The sequence below is a fragment of the Peteryoungia rhizophila genome, assembly GCF_004912145.1.
Taxonomy (GTDB): domain Bacteria; phylum Pseudomonadota; class Alphaproteobacteria; order Rhizobiales; family Rhizobiaceae; genus Allorhizobium; species Allorhizobium rhizophilum.
Window position 1 is genome coordinate 507,307 of the sequence record NZ_STGT01000004.1, and the last position, 22,837, is coordinate 530,143.

The 22,837-nt window shown below is 57.2% G+C and carries 18 protein-coding genes and 3 pseudogenes; 11 read left to right on the forward strand and 10 right to left on the reverse strand.

Going from position 1 to position 22,837, the window contains the following annotated elements; all coding sequences use genetic code 11:
- The first annotated feature begins 88 nt into the window (after nucleotides 1-88).
- Genes purU through E9677_RS18535 form a run of 3 tightly spaced genes read left to right on the forward strand, consistent with a single transcriptional unit; the run spans nucleotide 89 to nucleotide 3,027 of the window.
- Nucleotides 89-973, forward strand: coding sequence for a formyltetrahydrofolate deformylase (purU, locus tag E9677_RS18525; protein ID WP_136559508.1), 885 nt, complete (start codon nucleotides 89-91; stop codon nucleotides 971-973).
- Nucleotides 974-976: 3 nt separating this feature from the next.
- Nucleotides 977-1,876 (forward strand): bifunctional methylenetetrahydrofolate dehydrogenase/methenyltetrahydrofolate cyclohydrolase FolD, encoded by a 900-nt coding sequence (gene folD, locus E9677_RS18530; RefSeq protein ID WP_136559509.1) that lies wholly within the window; start codon nucleotides 977-979, stop codon nucleotides 1,874-1,876.
- A 35-nt stretch (nucleotides 1,877-1,911) separates the two neighbouring features.
- Nucleotides 1,912-3,027 carry a Gfo/Idh/MocA family protein gene (locus tag E9677_RS18535; RefSeq protein ID WP_136559510.1) on the forward strand — a complete coding sequence of 372 codons (1,116 nt, stop codon included), beginning with the start codon at nucleotides 1,912-1,914 and terminating at the stop codon, nucleotides 3,025-3,027.
- A 243-nt stretch (nucleotides 3,028-3,270) separates the two neighbouring features.
- On the opposite strand, the gene E9677_RS18540 is transcribed toward E9677_RS18535, so the two are convergent.
- Together E9677_RS18540 and E9677_RS18545 are read right to left on the reverse strand one after the other, a co-directional pair.
- Nucleotides 3,271-4,380 (reverse strand): hypothetical protein, encoded by a 1,110-nt coding sequence (locus E9677_RS18540; RefSeq protein ID WP_136559511.1) that lies wholly within the window; start codon nucleotides 4,378-4,380, stop codon nucleotides 3,271-3,273.
- A 183-nt stretch (nucleotides 4,381-4,563) separates the two neighbouring features.
- On the reverse strand, nucleotides 4,564-6,594 hold the full coding sequence (locus E9677_RS18545) for an ATP-dependent nuclease (RefSeq protein WP_136559512.1): 2,031 nt from the start codon (nucleotides 6,592-6,594) through the stop codon (nucleotides 4,564-4,566).
- Between the two features lie 351 nt (nucleotides 6,595-6,945).
- Here E9677_RS18545 and E9677_RS18550 point away from each other — a divergent pair, with 351 nt between their 5' ends.
- Both E9677_RS18550 and E9677_RS18555 read left to right on the forward strand, forming a co-directional pair.
- Nucleotides 6,946-7,737 carry a hypothetical protein gene (locus E9677_RS18550; RefSeq protein ID WP_136559513.1) on the forward strand — a complete coding sequence of 264 codons (792 nt, stop codon included), beginning with the start codon at nucleotides 6,946-6,948 and terminating at the stop codon, nucleotides 7,735-7,737.
- Nucleotides 7,730-10,981 carry a DEAD/DEAH box helicase gene (locus E9677_RS18555; protein ID WP_168801270.1) on the forward strand — a complete coding sequence of 1,084 codons (3,252 nt, stop codon included), beginning with the start codon at nucleotides 7,730-7,732 and terminating at the stop codon, nucleotides 10,979-10,981. Before E9677_RS18550 ends, E9677_RS18555 begins: the two co-directional genes overlap by 8 nt.
- Before the next feature lie 286 nt (nucleotides 10,982-11,267).
- Here E9677_RS18555 and E9677_RS18560 read toward each other — a convergent pair whose 3' ends face one another.
- Entirely contained in the window at nucleotides 11,268-12,401 is a 1,134-nt protein-coding gene (locus E9677_RS18560) for an RHE_PE00001 family protein (protein WP_136559515.1), read from the reverse strand.
- A gap of 424 nt (nucleotides 12,402-12,825) precedes the next feature.
- Here E9677_RS18560 and E9677_RS18565 point away from each other — a divergent pair, with 424 nt between their 5' ends.
- The 3 genes from E9677_RS18565 to E9677_RS18575 are packed head-to-tail and all read left to right on the forward strand — an operon-like array spanning nucleotide 12,826 to nucleotide 14,626.
- On the forward strand, nucleotides 12,826-13,083 hold the full coding sequence (locus E9677_RS18565) for a type II toxin-antitoxin system VapB family antitoxin (protein ID WP_136559516.1): 258 nt from the start codon (nucleotides 12,826-12,828) through the stop codon (nucleotides 13,081-13,083).
- Nucleotides 13,080-13,484 (forward strand): type II toxin-antitoxin system VapC family toxin, encoded by a 405-nt coding sequence (locus E9677_RS18570; RefSeq protein WP_136559517.1) that lies wholly within the window; start codon nucleotides 13,080-13,082, stop codon nucleotides 13,482-13,484. The genes E9677_RS18565 and E9677_RS18570 overlap by 4 nt, the downstream gene beginning before the upstream one ends.
- A complete protein-coding gene (locus E9677_RS18575) occupies nucleotides 13,481-14,626 on the forward strand; it encodes a site-specific integrase (protein ID WP_136559518.1) in 1,146 nt (381 codons plus the stop codon). The genes E9677_RS18570 and E9677_RS18575 overlap by 4 nt, the downstream gene beginning before the upstream one ends.
- A 315-nt stretch (nucleotides 14,627-14,941) precedes the next feature.
- On the opposite strand, the gene E9677_RS25935 is transcribed toward E9677_RS18575, so the two are convergent.
- Nucleotides 14,942-15,235: a GSU2403 family nucleotidyltransferase fold protein gene (locus E9677_RS25935; RefSeq protein ID WP_136559519.1), complete on the reverse strand. Its 294-nt coding sequence runs from the start codon at nucleotides 15,233-15,235 to the stop codon at nucleotides 14,942-14,944.
- Nucleotides 15,236-15,633: 398 nt separating this feature from the next.
- On the opposite strand from E9677_RS25935, the pseudogene E9677_RS25645 reads away from it, so the two are divergent.
- Nucleotides 15,634-15,711, forward strand: a pseudogene (locus E9677_RS25645) (hypothetical protein); the annotation flags it as partial.
- A gap of 81 nt (nucleotides 15,712-15,792) precedes the next feature.
- Here the strand turns inward: E9677_RS25645 and E9677_RS25280 are convergent.
- Nucleotides 15,793-16,005 carry a hypothetical protein gene (locus E9677_RS25280; protein ID WP_168801235.1) on the reverse strand — a complete coding sequence of 71 codons (213 nt, stop codon included), beginning with the start codon at nucleotides 16,003-16,005 and terminating at the stop codon, nucleotides 15,793-15,795.
- A 565-nt stretch (nucleotides 16,006-16,570) separates the two neighbouring features.
- The gene (locus tag E9677_RS18595) at nucleotides 16,571-16,774 is read right to left on the reverse strand and encodes a hypothetical protein (protein ID WP_136559520.1); all 204 of its coding nucleotides are present in this window, start codon (nucleotides 16,772-16,774) and stop codon (nucleotides 16,571-16,573) included.
- A gap of 322 nt (nucleotides 16,775-17,096) precedes the next feature.
- On the opposite strand from E9677_RS18595, the gene E9677_RS18600 reads away from it, so the two are divergent.
- Complete coding sequence (locus tag E9677_RS18600) at nucleotides 17,097-17,459, forward strand: hypothetical protein (RefSeq protein ID WP_136559521.1); 363 nt, start codon at nucleotides 17,097-17,099, stop codon at nucleotides 17,457-17,459.
- A gap of 228 nt (nucleotides 17,460-17,687) precedes the next feature.
- Here the strand turns inward: E9677_RS18600 and E9677_RS18605 are convergent.
- Both E9677_RS18605 and E9677_RS18610 read right to left on the reverse strand, forming a co-directional pair.
- Nucleotides 17,688-18,373 (reverse strand): annotated as a pseudogene (locus tag E9677_RS18605) (tyrosine-type recombinase/integrase); the annotation flags it as partial.
- A gap of 67 nt (nucleotides 18,374-18,440) precedes the next feature.
- Nucleotides 18,441-18,668: a type II toxin-antitoxin system Phd/YefM family antitoxin gene (locus E9677_RS18610; protein ID WP_328591178.1), complete on the reverse strand. Its 228-nt coding sequence runs from the start codon at nucleotides 18,666-18,668 to the stop codon at nucleotides 18,441-18,443.
- Nucleotides 18,669-19,262: 594 nt separating this feature from the next.
- Between E9677_RS18610 and E9677_RS18615 the strand changes: the two are divergent.
- Nucleotides 19,263-19,946, forward strand: a pseudogene (locus E9677_RS18615) (IS110 family transposase); the annotation flags it as partial.
- Between the two features lie 481 nt (nucleotides 19,947-20,427).
- Here the strand turns inward: E9677_RS18615 and repC are convergent.
- Nucleotides 20,428-21,642, reverse strand: coding sequence for a plasmid replication protein RepC (gene repC, locus E9677_RS18620; protein WP_136559523.1), 1,215 nt, complete (start codon nucleotides 21,640-21,642; stop codon nucleotides 20,428-20,430).
- A 165-nt stretch (nucleotides 21,643-21,807) separates the two neighbouring features.
- Nucleotides 21,808-22,785, reverse strand: a complete 978-nt coding sequence (gene repB / locus E9677_RS18625; protein WP_136559524.1) for a plasmid partitioning protein RepB — start codon at nucleotides 22,783-22,785, stop codon at nucleotides 21,808-21,810.
- Nucleotides 22,786-22,837 lie beyond the last annotated feature (52 nt).

The following is a 22,837-nucleotide window of genomic DNA, read 5'->3' on the forward strand; positions in this document are numbered from 1 at the left end:
CTGAGGCGATGCGGTGATGAAAAGATCCGCATCGCCTCCCTTTTCAGCTGACCCACTTCCAGACCGACATTCGGAGAATTCGCCTCCCATGAAGACCTATGTGCTCACCGTATCCTGCCAGTCGACCCGCGGCATCGTGGCCGCGATCTCCGGCTACCTGGCCGAGCAGGGCTGCAACATCGTCGATAGCTCCCAGTTCGATGACCTCCACACCGGCCAATTCTTCATGCGCGTCTCCTTCATCTCGGAGGAAGGCAGCGCCCAGACGGCAATCGAAAAGGGGTTTGCTGCTGTTGCCGAGCGCTTCGGCATGAACTGGAACCTCTACGACTCCTCGAAGCGCGAAAAAGTCCTGCTGATGGTCTCCCGCTTCGGCCATTGCCTCAACGACCTGCTCTACCGCTGGAAGATCGGGGCTCTGCCGATCGAGATCGTCGGCGTCGTCTCAAATCATTTCGACTACCAGAAGGTCGTCGTGAACCACGACATCCCCTTCCACCACATTCCGGTGACCAAGGCCAACAAGCTTGAGGCTGAGGCCCGCATCATGGACCTCGTCGAGCAGACCGGTACCGAACTCATCGTGCTCGCCCGCTACATGCAGATCCTCTCCGACCAGATGTGCAGCAAGATGTCCGGCAAGATCATCAACATCCACCACTCCTTCCTGCCCTCTTTCAAGGGTGCAAACCCCTACAAGCAGGCCTTCGAGCGCGGTGTGAAGCTGATCGGTGCCACCGCCCACTACGTCACCGCCGACCTCGACGAAGGTCCGATCATCGAACAGGACGTTGCCCGCATCACCCATGCGCAGTCAGCGGACGACTATGTCTCGATTGGCCGTGATGTCGAAAGCCAGGTGCTGGCGCGTGCCATCCACGCCCACATCCATCACCGCACCTTCATCAACGGCAATCGTACGGTCGTCTTCCCCGCAAGCCCTGGCTCTTATGCCTCCGAGCGCATGGGGTGACGCATGGCTGTTATCATCGATGGAAAAGCAGCCGCCGCTTCGGTGATCGAAGCGGTAACCTCATGGTCAACGAAGCTGGAAGCGTCCGGCCATCGCAAACCAGGTCTCGCGGTCGTCATTGTCGGTGATGATCCGGCAAGCCATGCCTATGTCGGCGCTAAGAGCCGCATGGCAAAGCAGTGCGGCTTCAACTCTATCCAGCACACGCTGCCCGAGCAGACTTCGCAGGACGACTTGATGACGCTCGTCGCGTCCCTCAATGCCGATCCCGATATCGACGGCATCCTGGTGCAGTTGCCGCTTCCCAAGCAACTCGACAGCGACACCGTCATCCAGTCGATCCTGCCAGAGAAAGATGTCGACGGTCTACACATTGTGAATGCCGGCAAGCTTGCGACGGGCGACCTCAAGACCGGACTTCTTTCCTGCACACCCGCTGGCGCGATGATCCTCGTGCGGCAGATCCACGGCAAGGACCTCTCAGGCTTCAACGCCCTTGTCATCGGTCGCTCCAACCTATTCGGCAAACCGATGGTGCAGCTCCTACTTAATGCAAACGCCACAGTCACCATTGGCCATTCGCGCAGCAGCGACCTGCCGGAACTCGCCCGCCAGGCCGACATTTTGGTCGCTGCCGTCGGTCGTGCGGAGATGGTCAAGGCCGATTGGCTGAAGCCGGGCGCCACCGTCATTGATGTTGGCATCAATCGTGTGGCAGCGCCGGAAGAGGGCGAGGGCAAGTTCAAGTTGGTCGGCGATGTTGCATTCGCCGAATGCAAACAGGTCGCCAAGGCAATCTCACCGGTCCCCGGCGGTGTCGGCCCCATGACGATCGCCATGCTGATGGCCAATACCGTGATCGCCGCCCATCGCCGAGCGGACATTGCGGCGCCGAGCTTCTAATAACCTGCACAGAAGAACTGGACAACTGGGAGAGCGTGATGGGGGTGGGCGTAGGATTGATCGGTTCTGGCTATATGGGCAAGTGCCATGCCCTGGCCTGGACCTCCGTGGCAACGGTCTTTCCGGATGTGGAGAGACCACGGCTTGTCGCGCTCGCCGATGCCACGCCGGAGCTCGCGCAGCAGCACGCGCAGGCCTTCGGTTTCGGCAGAGGCACGGGAGACTGGCGCGATCTCGTGGCCAATCCAGCGATTGATGTGATCTCGATCGCAGCCCCCAACCAGTTCCACGCGGAAATGGCTGTCGCGGCTCTGGAAGAGGGCAAGCATGTCTGGTGCGAAAAACCAATGGCCACGTCTCTGGAGGATGCGACGCGCATGCGGGATGTGGCGAAGCAGTCGGGCCGAGCAGCGATCCTTGGCTACAATTACATTCAGAACCCAATGATCCGGCATGCACGCAGACTGATAGCCGAAGGGAAGATTGGCACCGTCAACCATCTCCGGCTGGAGATGGACGAGGATTTTATGGCAAACCCTGGCGAGCCCTTCTACTGGAAGAGCGAAAGGGCATCGGGCTATGGCGCGCTCGATGACTTCGCGGTTCATCCGCTCTCGCTGCTGGCCGTCCTCCACGGACGCGTCACCGCAGTGGTCGCCGATATGGCCAGACCCTATCCGGAAAGACCAACGACAGATGGAGGCTTCCGACCCGTCGAGAACGACGATATCGCCCAGGCGCTGTTTCGGACGGAGACTGGCGCATCCGGTGTGCTGATGGTCAATCGTGCCGCTTGGGGCAGAAAGGGTCGGATTGCGCTGCAGGTCTTTGGTTCGAACGGATCAATTCTTTTCGACCAGGAAAGGATGAACGAGTTGCAGATCTATTCGACGGACGACGCGGCGGGTCTTCAGGGTTATCGCACGCTTCTGGCGGCTCCCAGCCATCCGCCCTATCGTCAGTTCATTCCTGCACCGGGTCACGGCTTGGGGTTCAACGAACTCAAGGTGATCGAATGTTATGAGCTCCTGCAGGCGATCTCCGGCAAGCGCGACGCTCATGTGATTGACTTTGAACGGGGCCTGGAGATCGAGCGTGTGGTGCACGCGATGGCGCAGTCGGCTGAAGGCGGCGTGTGGGTCAAGGTGTAGTCCGTTGGCTTGAAATGATGCCGGAGACGCTCACTCGTAAATGTCCGCTTTTGGCGCAGAGGCTGCGCATCCCAACGTCTGAAACGACTGCGCGAAGCGGTAAATATCTCCGTTACGGGACCGGTTGCAGAATGGCGGGTTATGGGCTGCTCAAGATGAAATCAGACACACTCGGCAGCGATGGTCCGAAGTCGGCCCAATTTCGGTCGTAAGCAAGCGACATAAAATGCCACTCGGTCCGTCTTATGCAGTGTCAGGCGCGCCTTCGCCTGTTGCGCGCGAAAACAGGATCCGCACTTTGAGTCGCATGGCGTCGTCCGCCGCGCCGGAGGTATCCATTAGCTCCAAGACCTTGTCCGCTTGCTCGGGCGAATTCAATGGACGTGCGTAGACCTGCGCCAATTGCGCCTCGTCCAGATACTTTGGCAGATGCCGATGTACGTGTGGGGTCGGCACATTCTGTAGCCAATTACCAATAACGGCACTCCAGTTCATCCGTATCGAATACCGCGTTCTCTCGAGTTGGCAGCGGTCATAGTCGGCAAGCTCGGGAGGCGTTGCGCTGGCAATGCGATCTTTGATCCAACCATTGAAGCGGCGGCACCTATCACCGTAGTCTGAGAACAGAGTGGCGAGATCAATCTGGTCGGGTAGTTGCTCAAGGCAACTCCTCATGCGGCCTAGCTGACCGTTAGAGAAGCTGCCCGAAAACTCTTCTAACGTCCTTTTCACGTCCGCTTTGTCCAGAGTGAAGGTGGCAGTACTAGGCCCTCCCAATGACCGCGTGCGTTGCCATCCTGCCTTTACAACCTCAAGGTGATGAAGAAGCACCCGCAAACCAGTAACTAAGTCGTGGAGGCCGTCTTCCTTGAATGCTTCAAGCCGCATGGCGTTGTAGCCGACGACGTCCAAATCCTTCTGCAGCCTTCGGCCGTGATCTACCAGCGAAAGCGCGGCGTTCGTGACTGCAAATAGCTCCTTCTGAATTTGCAACTCAATTGCCTCCAGACGTTTGCGCTGCCCCAAGTCAAAGAGCTCTGTTCCTTCGCGAGTGGCGTCTTCTTCAAATCTAGCAATACCAGCCAGAAGATCGCCTAAGGCGACTTCGAAAACTTGCACGCTCGCAAAATAGGATTCTCGAAGCCGAAAAAGTCGGTGCCCTGGATGTTTCCTTAGGATAGATAGTGCCGTATCCCCGAATTTAGTGATGATTTTCGCCAGCAGCTCGTCAGCTATGGGAATCGAGCTGGCTTCCACTTCTTGATGCAGAAGATCAATTTCCTCCGCCTCACGCTGCCGTTGCGCAGCCAAGATGCGAAGGATGTCTGGGCGTGAGGGCATAGTAGACGTCATAGTGGCTCTGCGGTAAGGAGTTCATACTCTAAGGTTATGTTTATTTGGCCATTTTCGAGTCCAATTGACAACGCTTATCAATTTGTACCTAGCCAAATGTTAGTCTGCTCAATTGGCCCGCTGCCAGTTTCCTGGACACCTAGTTAAGGTGTTTGGGCCTCCTTGAGCGGCGCTCTGGTGGGATCAGACGACTTCGATCTGACCCTGCGCCTGAGGCAGTTCCGGGATCTCCTCATTACGGAAAAAACGCCACATGGCGCGAACAAGATTCTTAAGCATTTCGCTTTCGCGACCCTGCGCTTTGGCGTGCAGAAGCGTCTGATATACAACTTCAGGAATTTTCTGCGTATCGTTGCTAGGATCCACGCCAAATGGTTCGCAGGCAGCAGCAAGGCACGCCGCGTGCATTTCGGGCGTTAGATCGTCCTTTAGCTTGTGCTCCAACGTCTTTTCGAAATGCGCGTAGCAATCGCTTATAAGATCATGGGCTGGGGCGGCGTCGAACTGATCGTCCGGCTTGGCGAGCTTACTCAAAGCAATATCGGTTGCCGGCGTTCTTTTGGCCTCGGGCAGTTGCTGGTCGCAATCCCATAGGATGAAGGTCGGGATACCCAACTCACGGAAGATTACATAGGGGCGATCGAGATTAGCTTTCCCTTCAGCGGACAAGATGGCGATGCCTGCCGCCTCGAAACTCACGCCAAGCATCCGCGCCGCCGCGGTCAGCGCCGCTTTATCGCTTCGACCCTCGACCAGAATTACGCCGTTGGCGAAAAAGCCTTCGGCCAGCTCAGCACCAAGAATGTGGAGCCGCGGCATCAATGTCTCTGCGCTGAAGGTGCCTGCAGGTTTGCCCCAGCCCTGTTCGAGCTTCTGCGCAACGATACCGAGATCCAACGTTTGCAGCGTGCATTGCTTTAACTCACTGTCCGCACAAGGTGAGCGGCGAGTGAGCCTGATCTCGTCGGCCTTCCCCATTGAGATGAACATTGGTGAGTGCGAGCCAAAGATAACTTGCGTGTGACCCTGGACTCCGGGAAGCGTACCGCTGCTTAGGCCCCGCAACACTTCCGCGAAATGCCGCTGCTTAGTGGGATGCTGATACAGCTCAGGTTCTTCGATAGCGAGAATAAGTGTCGGTGCCTGGACTGCGGCGGCAGCCGGCGCACCATCGCCTTCACTAACATCACTCTCCAGTCGTGCCTCGTCGGACTCCGGAACCGCCGTTCGTGCAAGATGCTGTAGCAGCGTAAAAATGAAGGCGCGCTGAAGACCATGGCCTTGCCTGTCCACCGGACCACCGAAACCATCGTCCTTGAGAAATACATCCGCCATCGGCAGCGGGACCGGCATCTCGCCAATCTCACGCCAGTTTAACGAAACCTCTGCATCCTGGTACAAACCTCGTAAGTCGGCGGTAAGAGTCCCGGCAAGTGCGCCGAGTTCGGGCATATTTTCAGCGGAAACCAGAGCTTGATAGGCTTCCGTCATCTGCGCCTTGAACGCTTGAATGTCCGGTCTCTGGAGAATCTGACTACGCACGAGAAGCTCCAACAACTTGCCGATAACACTCGTCTTCCCGTCCGCCGCGTCCGCCGCAGCCTCGCGCACCGCCGGTATAAACACGAAACTCGTGTGTTGCTGGAGCTTGCCGCGGCTATTGTTCTGGAACCCAAAGAACTGACCATCGTCAGGCAACAACACTAGCTGGTCGGGATGATTAGATTCCCAATCCCGCAACGCTTGGTCTACTGCCGCTGCGCTCCCAGCATTGGGTAAGTCGGCGTACAACGGATTATTCTCCCGCAGGGAATTGTAGGCAGCGCGTTTGGGTGCCGCACCGGTATGCATCCGGATCGCCGCGAAGTCCGCAATCTGCGGAACGAGGCCTTGATAGCGTCCGCTTGAGGCACTGCCGTCAAAGATGCGGGTGACGACTAGTTTCCCATCACGGACTCGTTCCTCGAACGCCGCGACTTCTTGATCGCCTAGTTGATGGAACGTAAGCTCTATTTCGATCGATTGCCCTTGATCGCGTCCGAAGTAGTCATCAGCATCACAACTCTTCGAAGTTGAATAGAACTTCTCGATCGCCTTCAGGATCGATGACTTACCTGCACCGTTACCGCCGATCAGCGCGGTATGGGCTCCAAAGGAAACTTCGACTTCGCGAAGAGATCTGAAATTCTTTATGCGTGCACGCTCAAGCTGCATTGTCGCCTCCCTGCGAGCATCATTATTCGATTTCAGAAGGCGGGAATGCAAGCGCGATCAGCTCGCCTTTTCAGTAAACTGCTGAGCCCAACTAGCACTTATCGCGTGTAACCTTGATACCTGCGTAAAGGATGTCGGCTTTCAGGAACCGCGGACAGGTGTTCGAATGACCGAAAAGGAGGCGCAAAGCGGAAATGATTTCCGCAAGGGGGCCGCTAGCGGAACGGCAACTTCTTAACGTCGAGCCATGTAAAGCTGCCGTTGGAATGACTCAAAATCTCAATGTGGAAATAGCGCCAACCCGCTTGAAGAATGATAGGTAAAGAACCTACAACCTATGCGGGGGATCCGATGCCTATTACCTTCAGCGCCATTAGCAACAAAGACGATTGGGCCGGCAGTAGCTGGACTATTGCAAAGGACGACGACCTTGCCGAGTTAATCGCAAGGGTTGCTCTCGGCCAAAGTCGGTATGTGCGGCGTGTTCTCAAAGAGACGGGCTTTGCGGCACCGGACCCCAAGGAGACGGAGTTGTCGGGAGCGCTTAAATTGCTTACCGCAAACGACCCCAAAAAACCTTGGCATCGGGATGGATGGATGTTCCAAGTCATCTCGTGGATCGCAGCAAATCTTCAGGACCCTGAAAATCTCATCGCACCGCCGCACATGATCCATGCGCATAAGGGCTTTGATGGCATTCATGTCAGAGTCGATCCAAAGACACATCAGATAATTTCAGTTGTTATCTGCGAAGAGAAAGCCACAGACAACGCCCGAAAGATGGTCCGCGATCGCATCTGGAAAGAGTTCAAGGGGATGCAGAGCGGCGAACGGGACAACGAGCTTGCTGCCGAGATCACGCGGCTTCTTGAGACAGCGAAGGGTATCGATGTTGATGAGGCGGTGGAGACAGTTATTTGGAAGAACGCGCGTCACTACCGCATCGCCATTACCATCGATGATAACCACGTCGACGCTGAGGGCCAGAAAGAGCTCTTCGATGGCTTTAGCGCTGTCGTGGGCGGTGAGGTAGGGCGCCGTCGCGGCGAGGTGCTTCACCTGGGCAATATGCGAGCTTGGATGGCAGAACTGGCCGACAATGCCGTCGAAAGGGCGAAGGTCATGGTGGCAGCAAATGTATGATGCCGACACCGCGGAATTGATCCGTTCAACTCCTTCTCTGGAGGGACTTGACCGTGAGCGCCTTCCTGAGGAGTTGTCGAAAGCCTTCGCGCAGATCGCAGCAGCCAGGTTTCGTTTGCGGTCGGGGGCTTTAGAAGACGATCACGAGATCGTTGCTCTCATTTCTGAGATGCAGCGGCTTGCGATCACCAACGAAGTGTTGGTGGCAGTATCTCCTAGCCGTGACGACAGGGCTGCCGCTGCTTTCGTTGCAGGCTCGGCGCACCAGCTTTGTTTCAATGCGCGCAGGATCGGCGCGGAAGACAAAGTAACCGCGACTTACGTGGATGCCAACAGTATCTCCTCCGATATCGCAGCGATGCTACTCTTCCTGGTTGCTGAAGCCACGGCCGATGCTAGTGAAATCGCTGATCGTTTGGATCTGGAGGGTATGCACCGTGTCGAACGTTCTCTCGTCGAAGCTTTGCGATCCCTAGCGCGCGGCCAGCTTGTCGCTATCACCTCGGCAACGTTGCCACCGAAGGATCTCGTGACGGGCGCGAGCGCGGCCGAGGTCGCTGCGCTGGCGCTTTATTACAATATACTGCTGGGTGTTCGAGCACTTGCAAACCAGTTGCTTCGGGGAGACGAGGACATTGAGGGTGCGCACGCCAACAAGATATTCAACTCGATCTTGAACTTGAGCTCGGCAGCGAGCAGCGAGGACAAGGGGTGGCTCGGTGAGGAAATTGGATCTTTCGCCGGTCCCCATCACTTGGCGTCGCTGCTGCTCGCAGTCGCGGGCGATCTTTCGGGCAGCGCTGTCACAGGCGTTGCGCCACCATCAGGCATCGACGGCGAGAAATGGCTTAACGCTATGCGTCGCATCGCGCGCAGGCGTCCGTACCTCTGGCGCAATCATCGTGAGGCAGTGGCGAAGGGTTACCTGGATCCTCAAAATTCCGCCGCTGTTAGCTTCCCTACCGGAGCGGGCAAATCAACTCTTGCGGAACTCAAGATTTACGCAACGCTCCTAAGCGACAAAAAAGTTGTCTTCCTCGCCCCGACAAACGCGCTGGTCGCGCAGACGACCATAAGCCTACGCAAGACTTTTAAGAGAACCAAGGTCGAGAAGGAGCGGTTCGACGAGGTAGGTTTCCTCAGTGACGAAGATGAGTTGCCGGAAATTTTTGTAATGACGCCGGAATCGTGTCTCGCGCAGATGAGTATTGAACCTGCGGTCTTCGAGGATGTGGGGCTGCTCATTTTCGACGAATGCCATTTGCTTCATCCCGAGGAAGGCCGCGGAAGACGCGCGCTCGACGCGATGCTGTGTGTGCTCAACTTCGCTGGTCTGGTACCTGGAGCTAGTTTCCTGCTTCTGTCAGCCATGATGAAGAACACAGATGAGATCGCTGGCTGGATCGAGGATCTGACAGAGCGGCCATGTCTTCCGCTTGCGCTGCCGTGGAAACCAACGCGGCAGTTGCGCGGCAGTGTCGTCTATCCTCAAGCCGACGTGGACAATCTCGCTCGCGGGTTGGCGAAAGCGGCGCGTGCGCGCAAGACCAAAGCACCATCCACTGGTGACAAGGCAAGGCTCCAGTGTGTCCCGATGGGCCTGTTTGGTCTCCAACAGACATGGGCGACCCGTAATACCGAGGACTACGCTTTGCTCGGATTGATGGAAGATGCCGTAGAGCTATCCGCCAACAAGTGGTGGAGGCTGACTCCGAACTCCGGCGTGGTCTCTGCGGCCATTGCATCCGCCGCTGCAGATGCGGGCGTAAAGACCTTGGTGTTCTTTCAGACGATCCAGAACGCGGTAAGCGCGAAGAATAAGATCATTGACGAGCTGGGAGAAGTGAGCATCAAGCTTACTGACGAGGAACGAGAGTGGCTCGCGATAAGCAAATTGGAAATGGGCGGCATAGACCATTTGTACCTCGACGTGAAGAAGGGAGAGCTATCCTCGCCATGCGTGGTGCATCATGGTCTGCTGTTGCCAGAGGAGCGACAGCTCTGCGAATCTCTTTATCAGCGCGCCGACGGAGCAACCGTGATGGCGGCGACCTCAACTGTCTCACAAGGAATGAACTTTCCGAGCGAGCTTGTGGTTATCGCCGAGGATAGCCGCTTCGACGAAGCCAAGGATCGTCGCGAAATTCTCCAGGCTCAGGAGCTGCTGAACGCAGCCGGAAGAGCTGGCCGAGCAGGTCAGAATGCCAATGGGATCGTTTTGGTCATTCCTGGTAAAGTCGTCGGCATCGACATTGAGGATGCGAAGATCGGTGCGCATTGGACCAAGCTGCAGAAGGTCTTTGGCCAATCAGACCAATGTCTTGAGATAGACGATCCTTTGACCGCGGTTCTGGATCGGGTCCATGCGGCGGCAGGCGACCGGAACAATATCGACCGCTACGTCATCGCTCGGTTGGCCTCGGTAAGTCTCGACGGCGCCGTGAAGAAGTCATTATCGGGTTTTCGTGCGAAAAAACGAGGCGATGCGGATTGGGTGAAGAGCCGCCTGACAGCGGCCACCGACTTTCAGAAGAAAGAGAAGCCGGAGACGGATGAGGACCTAGTCGGCCACCAGGTCGCCTCCACGTTGGGTATCGCGCATCCCGTCATGAAGCAGCTCTCAAAAGACTTGGTCGGGGCTCCCGTCAACGAGACGGTGACCGATTGGCGAAAATGGTTCTTTCACTGGATTGCCGCCAATGGAGAGTTGTTCGATCAAGTGTTTCGCCCTGAGACTATCGACGATCTGTTCGGAAAGGACGTCACATCGCTAAACACTAGCGAGGAGCGATGCGCCTTTGCGGTCCCATATCTCAAAGAGCTAACAAGGCTGTGGGTGCGCGGCAAGCCTTTGACCGATCTTGAAGAGGCACTCGGGACACCGGCTGACAAACTGAAAACTTGTATCGGCGCGCGAAAGTTCGTCCTGCGCGCGATCCCGGAACTGGGGTACCTATTCGGTGTTCCTGCGCTGTTGACGCAGCGTCTGGCGGCCTCCGACGGCAAGGAACTCTCGCTTAGCCCTGCGCTCACAAAGTTGAGTTCGTGCATTCGGAATGGCTATCAAACGTATGAGCAAGCGGCACTCGGGTTTCGGTTGAGACGCGATAAGTTATCGCGAAGGCAGCTTCATAAGCGTTTTAAAGTACTGGCGCCGTACATCCCGCCTGCAAAAAAGGCCGAGTCGTGGGATGACGCAGTAGCTAGGATCGAGTTGGCGCTGTTAGCCGAAGAGATCAGCTAGGAAGATCAGCGCACGAAAAACCTCCGTCATTGAACAAATGACACGAGGCGAATGGCAGCTCTTTGCAAAATCGAAAGCCATGACGACGGTCCGAATTGAAGGCGCATTCTTGCCGTCAGTGTTGTAGCGGAATTTTTCGGTAAGCCGAATCAAGCCTGGTCAATGTGCAAGGAAAACACCGCTTACGTTAGACGCGTTTCGCGAGCCAATACAAACCACGGGCGTAAAGATATCGATATCACGCAACCGAGGGCTACGCATTGCTCTGGCCCTAAGTGCAGATGCACTAGACTATTCCCCAGGCCCGGAACCTCCCCCTGCCCGTCATCTCGCGAAGACCAAGCTCCTGCACGATGCGCCTCGCTCCTTGAGGCGTGACCTCGAGCGTCTTTGCCACCATGCCGGCGGAGATCAGCGGCCGCGCCATGACAAGCTCAACAAGCTCCGGCAGCCTGGACGACGTTCGCCGTCCCTCAAGCTTGCGCATCATCATCTGCCGCGCCAGCACCAACCGGTCATGCTCCTTCAGCCCCGTCTCGGCGGTAATGATCAGCGCCTTGGTTATTGCCAGTAACCGCGTGTCGCGATCACGATGCCGGCGCCGATCGACAGCAATGGCCTTGAGCCCCAGATTGATCGCCGCGAGATGTCCGCCGGTGGTAACGCCGCCCGGGCGCAGGACCGAGGCGGCCAGCAGCCGACCGAGCCAGGGCGCATGCTGTAGGACGGCGATCTCGTTCCAGGCATCCAGCGCCACAATGGCCAGCAGGACCGGCGGCAGATCCTGGGCACGAGCCAGCACGGCCTGCCACTCCTCAAGCCGCTCGTCCTCATCCCAGTCGAGATCGTAGACGAAGGGATCCTTCTCCTGAGCGTTCTTTACCCGGCCCGGCTTCTTCGCATCCTCGATCGCGGCCTCGGAGCGCGCAAGCACTGCATCAATCGCGGCAAGCGCATTACCCAGGCCATCAATGTCGGGATCCTCCGCCTCCCCCACCCCAACCGGAGCGTCGCTCACCTCACCACTCCCATCTGGCACGCCCTCTCCGTCTCCACCCGATGATGCTGCAGACCACGTCTGCCCTCGGAGGGAGGCGATACCTTGAGCAGAAAGCGCCCAGGCGGGGGGATGGGCGGCGATGCGGCGTCGGGTTTTCAGGATGTCGCGGGCAATGGTGAGTTCGTGGGTGGGCGCGCGGATGTCGCGGAGTGCGTCATGCAGGACGAGGTCCTCCAAATGGACAAGTTCACCGTCGACCCACAGCGAGGCATGCGCATCGAGGAAATGCGAGCGCTCTAGAAAGCCCCCACCAACAGGAGAACGGGCAATGCGCTCGTCGAGACGGGTGAGCGCAACCGCTGCCTCGGAGATCGGCCGCAGCAGGCTCTGGATGGGCAATTTTGTAAGATCGTAAGACATTGAAATTATGGTAAATGATTCCTTAAGCGAAAGCTATAGCGGCAATACGGTTCTGTACCTCGCACAAATGAGGCTGGGATCCCTGACCCCCGATAAGTAACCCTTATCGGAAGTGATTGATTTAACGGCTCTCAACGCTTAAAGTCATGGCAAATCACGGCGAAGCTCACAGCTGGACGCACGGACCTCGATGACGGACACAGGATAATGAACTGCTTAGTCGCTGCGGACGGTCACCGTGTTACACTGGCTTCTGGCGAGATAGACATCCTGATTGCATGACCTCCCTGTCGAATGCTTGTCTCCTAAAGCCGCGCAGATCGGGAGATAACTCCTTGAGCTCTGGAGAATAAGCGTTTTCCGGAATCTTTGCCACCAAGGGGATAACTCTCTAGTTCATACTGTCAAAACAGCGAAAGACACCATGACCGAACCGCAGCTTTCCATCCGCAGCAGCAAGGCCCGCGCTCTGGCGTATGCGCTTTCTCGGCGCACCGGCCAGCCGATAAACCGGCTCGTTGAACTTGCGCTTGAACGCTACGAACAGGAATTGCGCGAGAAGTCAGCTCATACGCCGGCCGATGCTTTGTGGCAGCTCATGGCCGAGGGTCGACGCACCATACCTGCAGGCACCACTTCTAACCATGACGACTTCTACGACGAAAACGGTCTGCCAATATGATTGTCATCGATAACTCGGTTATCGTTGCGACTTCGCTCAACGAACCGCAGGCAAGCCTCTTCCACTCGCTCGTGTCTCGCGAAGAAATTCGCGTCGGCTGGCCGGCCCTCGTTGATGCGCGAATGGTGGTTGCAGGCCGGAAGTTTTCGAATGTCCGCGACTTCGTCAAACGACTTGCCGAATTGCCCAATGCGACCGCGATTGCTTTCGGGGAGCGTCACCATTTCGCAGCGGAAAAGGCGTTCGCGCAGTTTGGTAAAGGGCATCATCCGGCAAGCTTGAATATGGGCGATTGTTTTTCGTACGCAGTATCCGCCGTCGCCAAGGCACCTCTACTCTTCAAGGGTCGGGGCTTCAGCCAGACGGACCTGAAACTTCATCCCCCTTCTTCGACCGCATGATCACTGCAAGCAACAACCACATCAATCTCCGCCTCGACCAACTCGACACCATTGCGGCGGTTCTGCCCATGGAGCGACGGGACGAGCTGGCCGAGCTTCTGACCGATCAGGATGTCGAGACACTCCGTCATCTCGTCAACGAAGGGATGGGCGCCAACACGCTGCGAGCACTCGCCTCCGATCTGGCCTACCTGCAGGCCTGGTCGCTTGCGGCAACCGGCCGATCGCTTCCCTGGCCTGCGCCTGAGGCCCTCCTTTTGAAGTTCATCGCGCATCATCTTTGGGACCCGGAAAGGCGTTTGACGGATCCGGAGCATGGCATGCCGGCTCCCGTCGAGCAAAAGCTTCGCGTTCAAGGATTACTCCGAGCCCCCGGCCCGCATGCGCCCGATACCGTGCGCCGGCGGCTCGCCACTTGGTCGACGCTGACGAAATGGCGCGGGTTTCAAGGTTTCTTCAGCTCACCTGCCCTCCGATCCGCCATCAGACTTTCTATCCGAGCAACGCCGCGACCGAGAAAGAGAAAGAGCGCGAAAGCGGTCACCGGAGACGTACTCGCAAAGCTCCTAGCGACTTGTACGACCGACAGTTTGCGAGACGTGAGAGATCGGGCCATTCTGATGGTGGCGTTCGCGTCTGGAGGTCGGCGCCGCAGCGAGATCGCGGGCCTCAGAAAAGAACAGTTACAGCCGGAGGAGCCTATCGTGGTGGATGGCGGCCCTTCCCTGCCCTCTCTTTCCATTCATCTCGGTCGCACTAAGACCAGTGGCGCGGAAAACGACGAAGTGGTTTATCTCACCGGCCGCCCGGTCGAGAGCCTGAATGCCTGGCTTAATGTTGCAAAGATCGACAAGGGCAGTGTCTTTCGAGCCATCGATCGGTGGGGGAATGTTTCACGTCGGCCGTTGGACCCGAAGGCCATCACTGACATCGTGAAGCATCGAGCTGGATTGGCAGGGCTGGATCCTGCGGAGTTTTCCGCCCACGGCCTACGCTCGGGCTATCTGACCGAAGCTGCCAATCGCGGAATTCCCCTCCCTGAGGCCATGGAGCAGTCGAGGCATCGATCCGTTCAGCAGGCATCAGAGTACTACAATCACGCACAGCGACGGAGTGGAAGAGCATCGCGTATGCTTGATTGATTGGGTAACTTCGCAACCCGAACTCAGTTCGGGCTGAATAGCCCCGAGTTTCCTAGACACAGAAGGGGCCAATATCACTGTGGGCAGTTTCGCATCCTATAAAGGGCAACGCGCCGCTGGTATTTCCCTATGCCCCAGCGCTGAGGTTAATGCGGCGTTTGTCGCTTGGCTCAGCATCGCCCTGCCAGCTGTCAGCACCCACCGTCATGCCCCGCTCCCATGCCTCCGGCCATCCGTCGGATAGCTCCACTCGCCGCCGCTTGAGCGTAAGGGCTTCGCGCAAGCTTCCGGCCTGTCGAAGATCCTTGTCACGCTTCAAAGCTCCTCCCTGCCCTTCTCTGCGCTTTGTGGCGATGATCCACTGTGCGCCGTATAGCGCTCAGTTGTTGAAACCGCGGCCGATATTCCGCCTCTGTGAAGCATCACAGTCCGCATAGGATCTCGAATAGGGAAATCGAGGTAGCGGAGGGGTTCCGCACCGACACCGCCGAGCGCAGCCATGGATGACGGACGCCCTGTGAGATCGTCGCTCGCCCGGCAGGACGTCAGAAACTCCACTCGATATTCTGAGCGGTTTTCGAAGGCCGTCACGCGGGATTTGCCGGTCATGCTCGCAGGCGTATGCCATTAGATGCCATGCCGTGTAGCCAAATCGAACTGGCAATAAAAGTTTGGAGCGGCGAAGGCACGGAGTAGCCGGTGCTCGTTACGCTGGCTCCATCCGGTGGCAGGGGAGGGGACCTGATTGCTGCTCAATCAGAGCATGGCTTTAGCGTTGGGGCATCAGTATGCGGGTCCAGTTCGCTGTGTAGCCGCATTGCCCTCAACAAGGCTCGAATTCGGGTGTCGATGGGCCGTATTTGGAAAAGAGCCTTTGCGCTGCCGAGGGTTGAGCCGAAAGCTGGGAGATGGCTGATGAAGGCGTTCCCTTGGGGTTGGGGCTGAAAGCCTGCCCGTAGATTGTCGATTATGGTCCGGGCAGGGTGATAACCCAATCGCACGATCTGATGCAGGTTGCCGTCGTCGTGCGGTCAACGATGAGCATCGGTCCGACGGGCTGTCAGGATACCTTTGAGGCCATGGGACCCGCAAACGCGGCGGTCGCGGTGGCCGCGATCCCGGAAAGGGCAGGGCACATCAATTCGGGGGTAGTTATCTGCGTGATCTCACAAGACGGGCGACACGTGGCGAGATGCCCATTCGAGCCCGATGATCATGGCTCTGTGCCCGCGGACGGGGGGCAAGCCTGGCAGCGAGATGAGTTTTTCACGGACAGAAGTCGGCGGGAATTGGGTCATTAAAGCAAAATCGCTTTTAACAGGGAAGTCTTCAGGCCTCAAAGAGATGCTGAGATGCGGGGAGAGAATGTCGATCAGCATCACTAGGCTTCAGCGATCCGTTGTCAGCCGTACAGATTGATGTTTTCTGTATGTGGATCAGGGCCTTAGGGCCCCTGTCGAACGGCGGAACGGGGCATGGAGGGAAAGGCTCGAGGCGAGGTGCAACGGATCGCGCGCGCTCGATCACCCGACGCAGCCCGGCAAAAATAAAAGTCGTGATCTCGGCATGGGGTTATGCCCATCAGCGGGATGCCTATGAGCAATGCGACCCGAGAGCGCTGCGTTTTGCGGCAATCTGCGTCATTTACATCAGCGAACCCGGCGAGGCGAGTGTCACTGTTCACGCCGAAGTACGCGGCGACTGAAGGATGGGCTGCGCGGCAGAGGAAAGATGAGTATGCGATCGCGCACGTTCGGCCGTCCGTTGTCACCCGTACAGATTGACGTTTTATGTAGCAATATCATGGTGTTAGACCATGCAAGGAACAGATGTGGGAAGAATGTTTTACGCTTCAACCCACCGGCGCCGCCGCAGAACGGTAATCTGGTTCCGTCCAGAGGATGAAGCCGCGTACAAAAAAATCCCCGAAATCGAAGCAAGGCGTCAGCCCGTCACGGGATCAGTATGCAAGTCCAGCTTGCCGTGTAGCCGTTTTGCCATCATCAATGCGTCAAGTTCGGGTGCCGATGGCCCGTATTTGGAAAAAAGCCTTTCCGCTTCGGACTCGCTCAGCTGGTAGGCGTCCCTGAACTGGTCGAGTGTGTAGGAATTCGACGATTGCGAGCGATATTTGACTGGAATGGTCATCTGGTCCCCGGAGACGTTAATAGAAGGTGAAGCCGGATGACGTAGGAACTCGCCTGCCCATTCGTTGGCCACGAAGAGAAACCGGAAAAATCCTCGTGTTTTCCATATCATCATGTCCGGTTGACACGGACAAACCTTCCACCGTGAAAACGCGCAGCCCGGGCTCAGGTTCCCTAGGTGAGCGCCGCACACGACCACATTTCAACGGCGGTCGTCCGGTCGGGAAGGTCCTGATCTCGTGGGGAAGGGCTAGAATTGCAAGCTGAGGCCAACAGTTTCGTGGTGCCCTTACACTTTAATATGGCACTGGAACCTGCTCTTGATGCCGAGATACCAACGACGTAACGGTACACATCATTTGCAATTTGCGCCCGCCGTTCGCAACCGTGTTGCGCTGCTGACAAGAGTGATGTCTGGTAGAAATTGCCGAAGCAGGCTTGGGGAAGAACGATTGATCAGTGGCCATTATTTCGATGATGAGCAGGAAATTGGCCCACAGGCTTTGACGCTGTTGCGCAAAGTGCTGGCGGACCTTTTTCGGGACCAGACAGACAATCTGGACGCAGATGCTAAGCTGGACTTGGCGAAGGAGCTTGTTGCGCTCTTCAAATCGGGCTTTCGCAGCGAGGAGGAACTCAAGGCAATGGTTCAGCGCAGCCTTCCCCTAGATCAGGGAAACGGGTAGCGACGCGCCGCCCACGTCTTAGACGAGGGGGATGCAAGGGCAACTCGGACTCGCGGCCACCGGCGTGATTGCCTTGAGTTCTTCCGTGCAGTCGCCTGAGCCGATGCGTAGGAAAATGGGATCGTCATCAAAACTGGACCTTTTCGTGAGTTGTTTGAGGTGCGCAACAGCTAGCGCTGTGAACCGCATCTTGGGTACGGTTTGTCATTCACTCGTCTCATGCTCCGTCTAACGATGCAGCTGGTCCATCAACCGGGCAGCGCGGCCGCTGCGACGCTGGGCGTTGCTGTCGTACTCTGATGCCTGCTGAACGGATCGATGCCGTGACTGCTCCATGGCTTCGGATAGCGGAACGCCGCGATTTGCCGCCTTCGTCAAGTATCCGGACCGCAAGCCATGCGCTGAAAACTCCGCGAGACCGAACCCGGCAAGTTCGACCCGGCGCGAAATATTCCCCCAGCGATCGATAGCCCGGAAGACACTGCGCTTGTCGATCTTCGCAGCATCAAGCCAGGCGTTCAGTGCGTCAACGGGACGTCCAGCAAGATAGGTCACTTCAATCGCTCTCAGCGCCGCTGGTTTTCCTACGACCCAGATGAAGCGAACGAGACGTAAGGGGAGGGGCATCGTCGATCTGGATCGGCTCTTCAGACTGCAGCTAGTCGATCCTGAGGGCCGCGGTTTCGCTGCGGCCGGCCGCCCGAGGTAAAGACAACCATCAGGATTGCACGGTCTCTGACATCACGCAGGTCGCCCGTTATGCAGGTCGCGATGAGCTTGGACAGAATATGCACGGTGACGGCCTTGGCGCTTTTCCGCTTACTTGTTCGCGGCGTTGCGCGGACAGCCAGCCGGATGGCCGATCGCAGGGTAGGGGAGCTGGATAAGCTATCAAGTCCACGGCATTTGGTCAGCCCCCCGACGAAACATCTCACTTATCACTGGAAGCCTGAATTTCCGCGAAGTCCTTCTCCAACTGCTTCAGGAGCATCGCTGCCAGCTCTTCAGACATTTCTCCCGTCTTGAACACGCGGCGAGGATCCGCACGGCCTTTAGTTTTTCGAAGAGCTCGACAGGCAGGACAACGACTGATGGCCGGCCATGCTTGGTCGACGTGATCGGGCTCTCCTTGGCCTCGTCGGGGTACCGGCCGAAGTGCCGCATGATTTCGACTGTCGTAACGGTACGCACATAAAATACCCCACTCATTTTTCTGATTTATTCAGAAAACACAGAAACCCGCAAACAGTTTGGTATGAAAATTGCTTTCAGGGTGTAATGGCCATCGACGCGCCTGGTTCATAGAATGAGATGCGGTCGAATTGAGTGCGTTGCAGCGAGCGCAACGAGATGTCGTTTGTGGGAGGGGCGAAATTCTACGCCAAAACTTGCGCCTCCCAAATTTGCCGGTGAGCTGATGTGCCCCATCAGAGCGGGGAGACATGGGCTAACAGGTCGGGCGACGATCAGAAAGCAGATCTGCCTTGGAGCCTGACTTTGCCAGGCAGAAGTACGACTGACAACGGATGCAAAAACGCGGGCGATCTCATACGCATCTTTCCACCGCCGCTCGGCGCCACGTTCAACCGCCGGGAGCTTCGGTGTAAACGAGCTTCTACCTTCATCACCGAAGTTCGCTCAAGTGACCTCCGAGACCATCCCATACGCGGTCTCCAAGTTCGCTCGCATTAGACATGAACATGTTGAAGTGGACGGCTCCCGGCGGCATGGAATGTGCCAGAATGAGTACGTCGAAATCTCAATCGAAGGAGGACGTCCGTTGAAGAGTCTATTCGAACTGGCATGGCCACGTCAAAATGCGGTTTTCAACTGCATGCGGTGAACTTGATGGAGCAGCCCATCTTGCGCAGAAGGCTCTCGTCTAAGAAGATGCTGAAATGCTTCAAAAATACACTACCAACCACCGTTGCGGTGGAAGCATACGGTGGTTCTCACCAGCCGATGGCTGGGTTCGTTTAGTCACGATGTGAAGCTTATTGTCCCGCAGCTCGCCAAACTTTTTGTCAAGCGTGGGAAGAACGACGGTGCAGATGCCGAAGCTTTGAGTCAGGCGATGAGCCCGCCGACGATGCGGTTCGTCACCGCGAAGACGACCGATCAGCAGGCAGCTTTTTTGCTGGTCGGGGTCAGGCAGAGACTACTGGACAATCGCACCCAACTCGCCAATGCCATTCCTGGTTTTCCTATGGAGTTCGGGGGCGTCGCGGCGAAAGGTATGCGCCGAATAGAACCTTTGTTGGAGCGCCTCGCAGCAGATGAATCCTTGCCGGGATCGGGGCGCGAACTATTCGCCCTGCATGGAGAGGAGCATCGCGAATTAATTCGAAAAATTGAACAAGTCGATGAATGGCTGATGAAGTTGCATCGCGCTGATGAATGCAGCAAGCGCCTGGCCGCAATCCCGGGGGTCGGCCCGGTAGGGCATCGCTCCTGATGAAGAAAACTCCAGATCCGTGGATGTTCAAAGAATGGCCGCGCATATGCAAGCAAGCTATCCGCTCTAAATCATCTGAAACAATGCTCGCAAGTCGTGCGCCGTGCCGGCCGAGCGAGATAACGCAGCTTCGTGCATACTGCAGCGTTTTCGCGTCCATTACCTTATCGGCATTGATGGCCAGCTTCCTATGCTCTGATTGCGGAAGCCCGGACCTTGCCTTAGATATTTGCCCGGACGGCGGCGTATCGTCGGGTAGTAGCGTTCCCGAAGCACCCCGCCCACCTGCCTTTTCCTCCAGGCCTTCTTCCACCGTTTGCCATCACCCGTACGTATCTGCTTTTCATATAGAAAAAATCAATCTGTACGGCTGACAATGGATGGATGAACCCGAGCGATGCTGAATTCATCCTTGCGACCGCCGGTCAGCACCCCTTCGGTCCGGCAGACCTCCATATGGCGGAGATTTTGCCTTGACTACCCGACTTCTGTCGCCCTGCCTTCGTCGAAACCTCATCCCGCTGCCAGCCTTTCTTCCCCGTTCGCCCGCATCAGGGCCATGATCATCGGGCCGAGGGAAAACTCGCCACGTGTCGCCCGTCTTGTGAGATCACGCAGATAACCACCCGCCGAGTTGATATGTCCTGCCCTTTCCAGGATCGCGGCCACCGCAACCGCCGCGTTTTCGGGCCCCATCGCCTCACAGGCATCCTGATAGGCCGAGGGACTAATGCCCATCATCGACCGCACGACGACGGCGGCCTGCATCAGATCCCGCCATTGGGTAATCGCGCCGCCCGGACCGTAATCGACAATCTGCGGGCAGGCTTTCAGCACCAGAGCCAAGGGAAACGCCTTCATCGGCTCCCTCTGAGCTTTCGGCTCAATCCTCGGGCTTTCCCCCTGCTCTTTTCCAGAGCTAGGTTCAAGTTCATGGATAGATTCGGTATTTGAATTCTGTATATGACGCTCATTATCAGCGGCATTGCCGCTCATATTCTCAGAATTAAGCACATTTTCCAGCAGGTTGGACACATCCGAGCGCAACAGGTTCAGTTCTGCCAAGCACGCTTCGGCGATCTGGATTGTAAGGGTGCGTGGAAGGTGTGCGACGATCGTCAGATAGCGATCCTCCAATGCCTGCCAGTCGCCATCTACGCCCTCTTCGAGCGCTGCGGAGATCAGCTTGCGAATGTCTCGCCTGCAGATCGTCAGCGCCTCCTTTGCCAACTGAAAACGCCGGCGATCAGCGACGACCTTTTGTGCCAGCAGTGCGAGTTCTTCCCTGCGTGCCAGAAGCGGCTCGAGACTGAAGCCGAATGCGTCTTCGACGCTTCCATCACGCGCCTTATGGGCATATCGCTTGCCATTGGGGCTGTCTTTGCGGGCAATCAAGCCCACCTCGATCAGGAGCCCGATATGGCGTCTCAGCGTTGCGTCGGCCATGCCATGTGCCCGAAGGCTCAATTGTGCATTGGAAGGAAACACGATCAGCCCGGCCTCCTCTGACAATTCGGTCTGAGGATAGAAGCTCAGCAAGGCATCGAGAACTGTCAGCGCACGATCGGGAATCCCGATGAGAAGCCGTGCTTCGCACACATCGCGAAACAGCTTCCACTTGTCGGCGGTTCTTCCCTGCCTGGCCTTTGCAGTTTCGATCTGACGGCTCACCTGGGCGAGCTTTATCGCTCCCCGCCCAAAGGGCGTGGATATGGAATTCCTCTGCATTTTTCTTCACCTTCTTGAAGGCAACAGAAAACTGCTCACCAAAAACGGTGCCAAAGACTCTTGACTAGAATTCCCGGAGATGCGATTCTCAATCTGCTAGGATATGAGGAAGGCTTCCAGGGCGGCGACGCTTGGGGGGCCTTTTTCTTTTGCGTTTCGTCTCCTTTAAGACTTGGACTGTTTCCGGAACTCGGCATGAAGCCGCTCGAGATTCTCGGCGATGTAACGTCCGAAACTCGCGGCTTCCTTGGATTTCAGGGAAATCGAATACGTCTTGCCCGTTCCCTTGAACTCGGCCGTCACCGCAGCATCATCCGACTGCCAGCTGCCTGACGGGCGCATGGGACGGCGGGGCTTGGCTGCATTGCGAACAGTCGCCATCAGGCGCTCGAAGCGCTCCTCGGACGACAGGCCCGAAAAGCCTTCGCTATTGATGGCAGTCTCGGCTTGAACAAGCGCGTCTGGGTGTTCGACAGCGCCGGCCAGATCAAGCCAACGGTCGCGACCAATGCCTTTCGCCGCGCCAATCGCCTGAATGATCGTCTCCGGCACGCGTGCGGTGACCGACGACATGCGCGTCAACAGTGCTCCATCGATAGACAGAGCGAGCTGAATCGTCCTGCGGTCATGGCCCATGGCCTGAAGATGATGGGCAAAGGCTGCACGCTCGATGAAGGACAGGTTCTCGCGGGCAGAATTTTCCTGCCCCTGGGCGATGACGTGGTCGACATCCGAAACATGCTTGACCACTGCCTTGACAGGACGCCCGAGCAGACGTGCAGCGCGCACACGCCGGTGTCCAAAGACGATCTGATATCGCCCCTTGTCGGCGGGATTGGGCCGCACCAGTACGGGTGTGTCCTGTCCGCGCTCACGGATGGCTTCCACCAGTTCGTTGAACGCCTCTTCATCTTCGCCCATGCGGTCAGAAACAAAGGATTTGTCGACGAGCGATGGATCAAGCTCGATCACCGCCTCTCCAACCAATGCCTGATCGGCGATCGCGGCTTTCTCCGCCAGTTCGCTGAGCGAACTGATCATCGATCTTGATGCCCCCCTGTTGGCATAGCCAGGCGTGGCCTTGCGCTCGGGGCGAGGACCGTCAGCGGCCGTGATATTGGCAAAGATGTCCTTACGCGCCATGAACCCTGTCCTTCACCATGTCCAGGGCGATAAAAAGCCTGGATAAAACCTC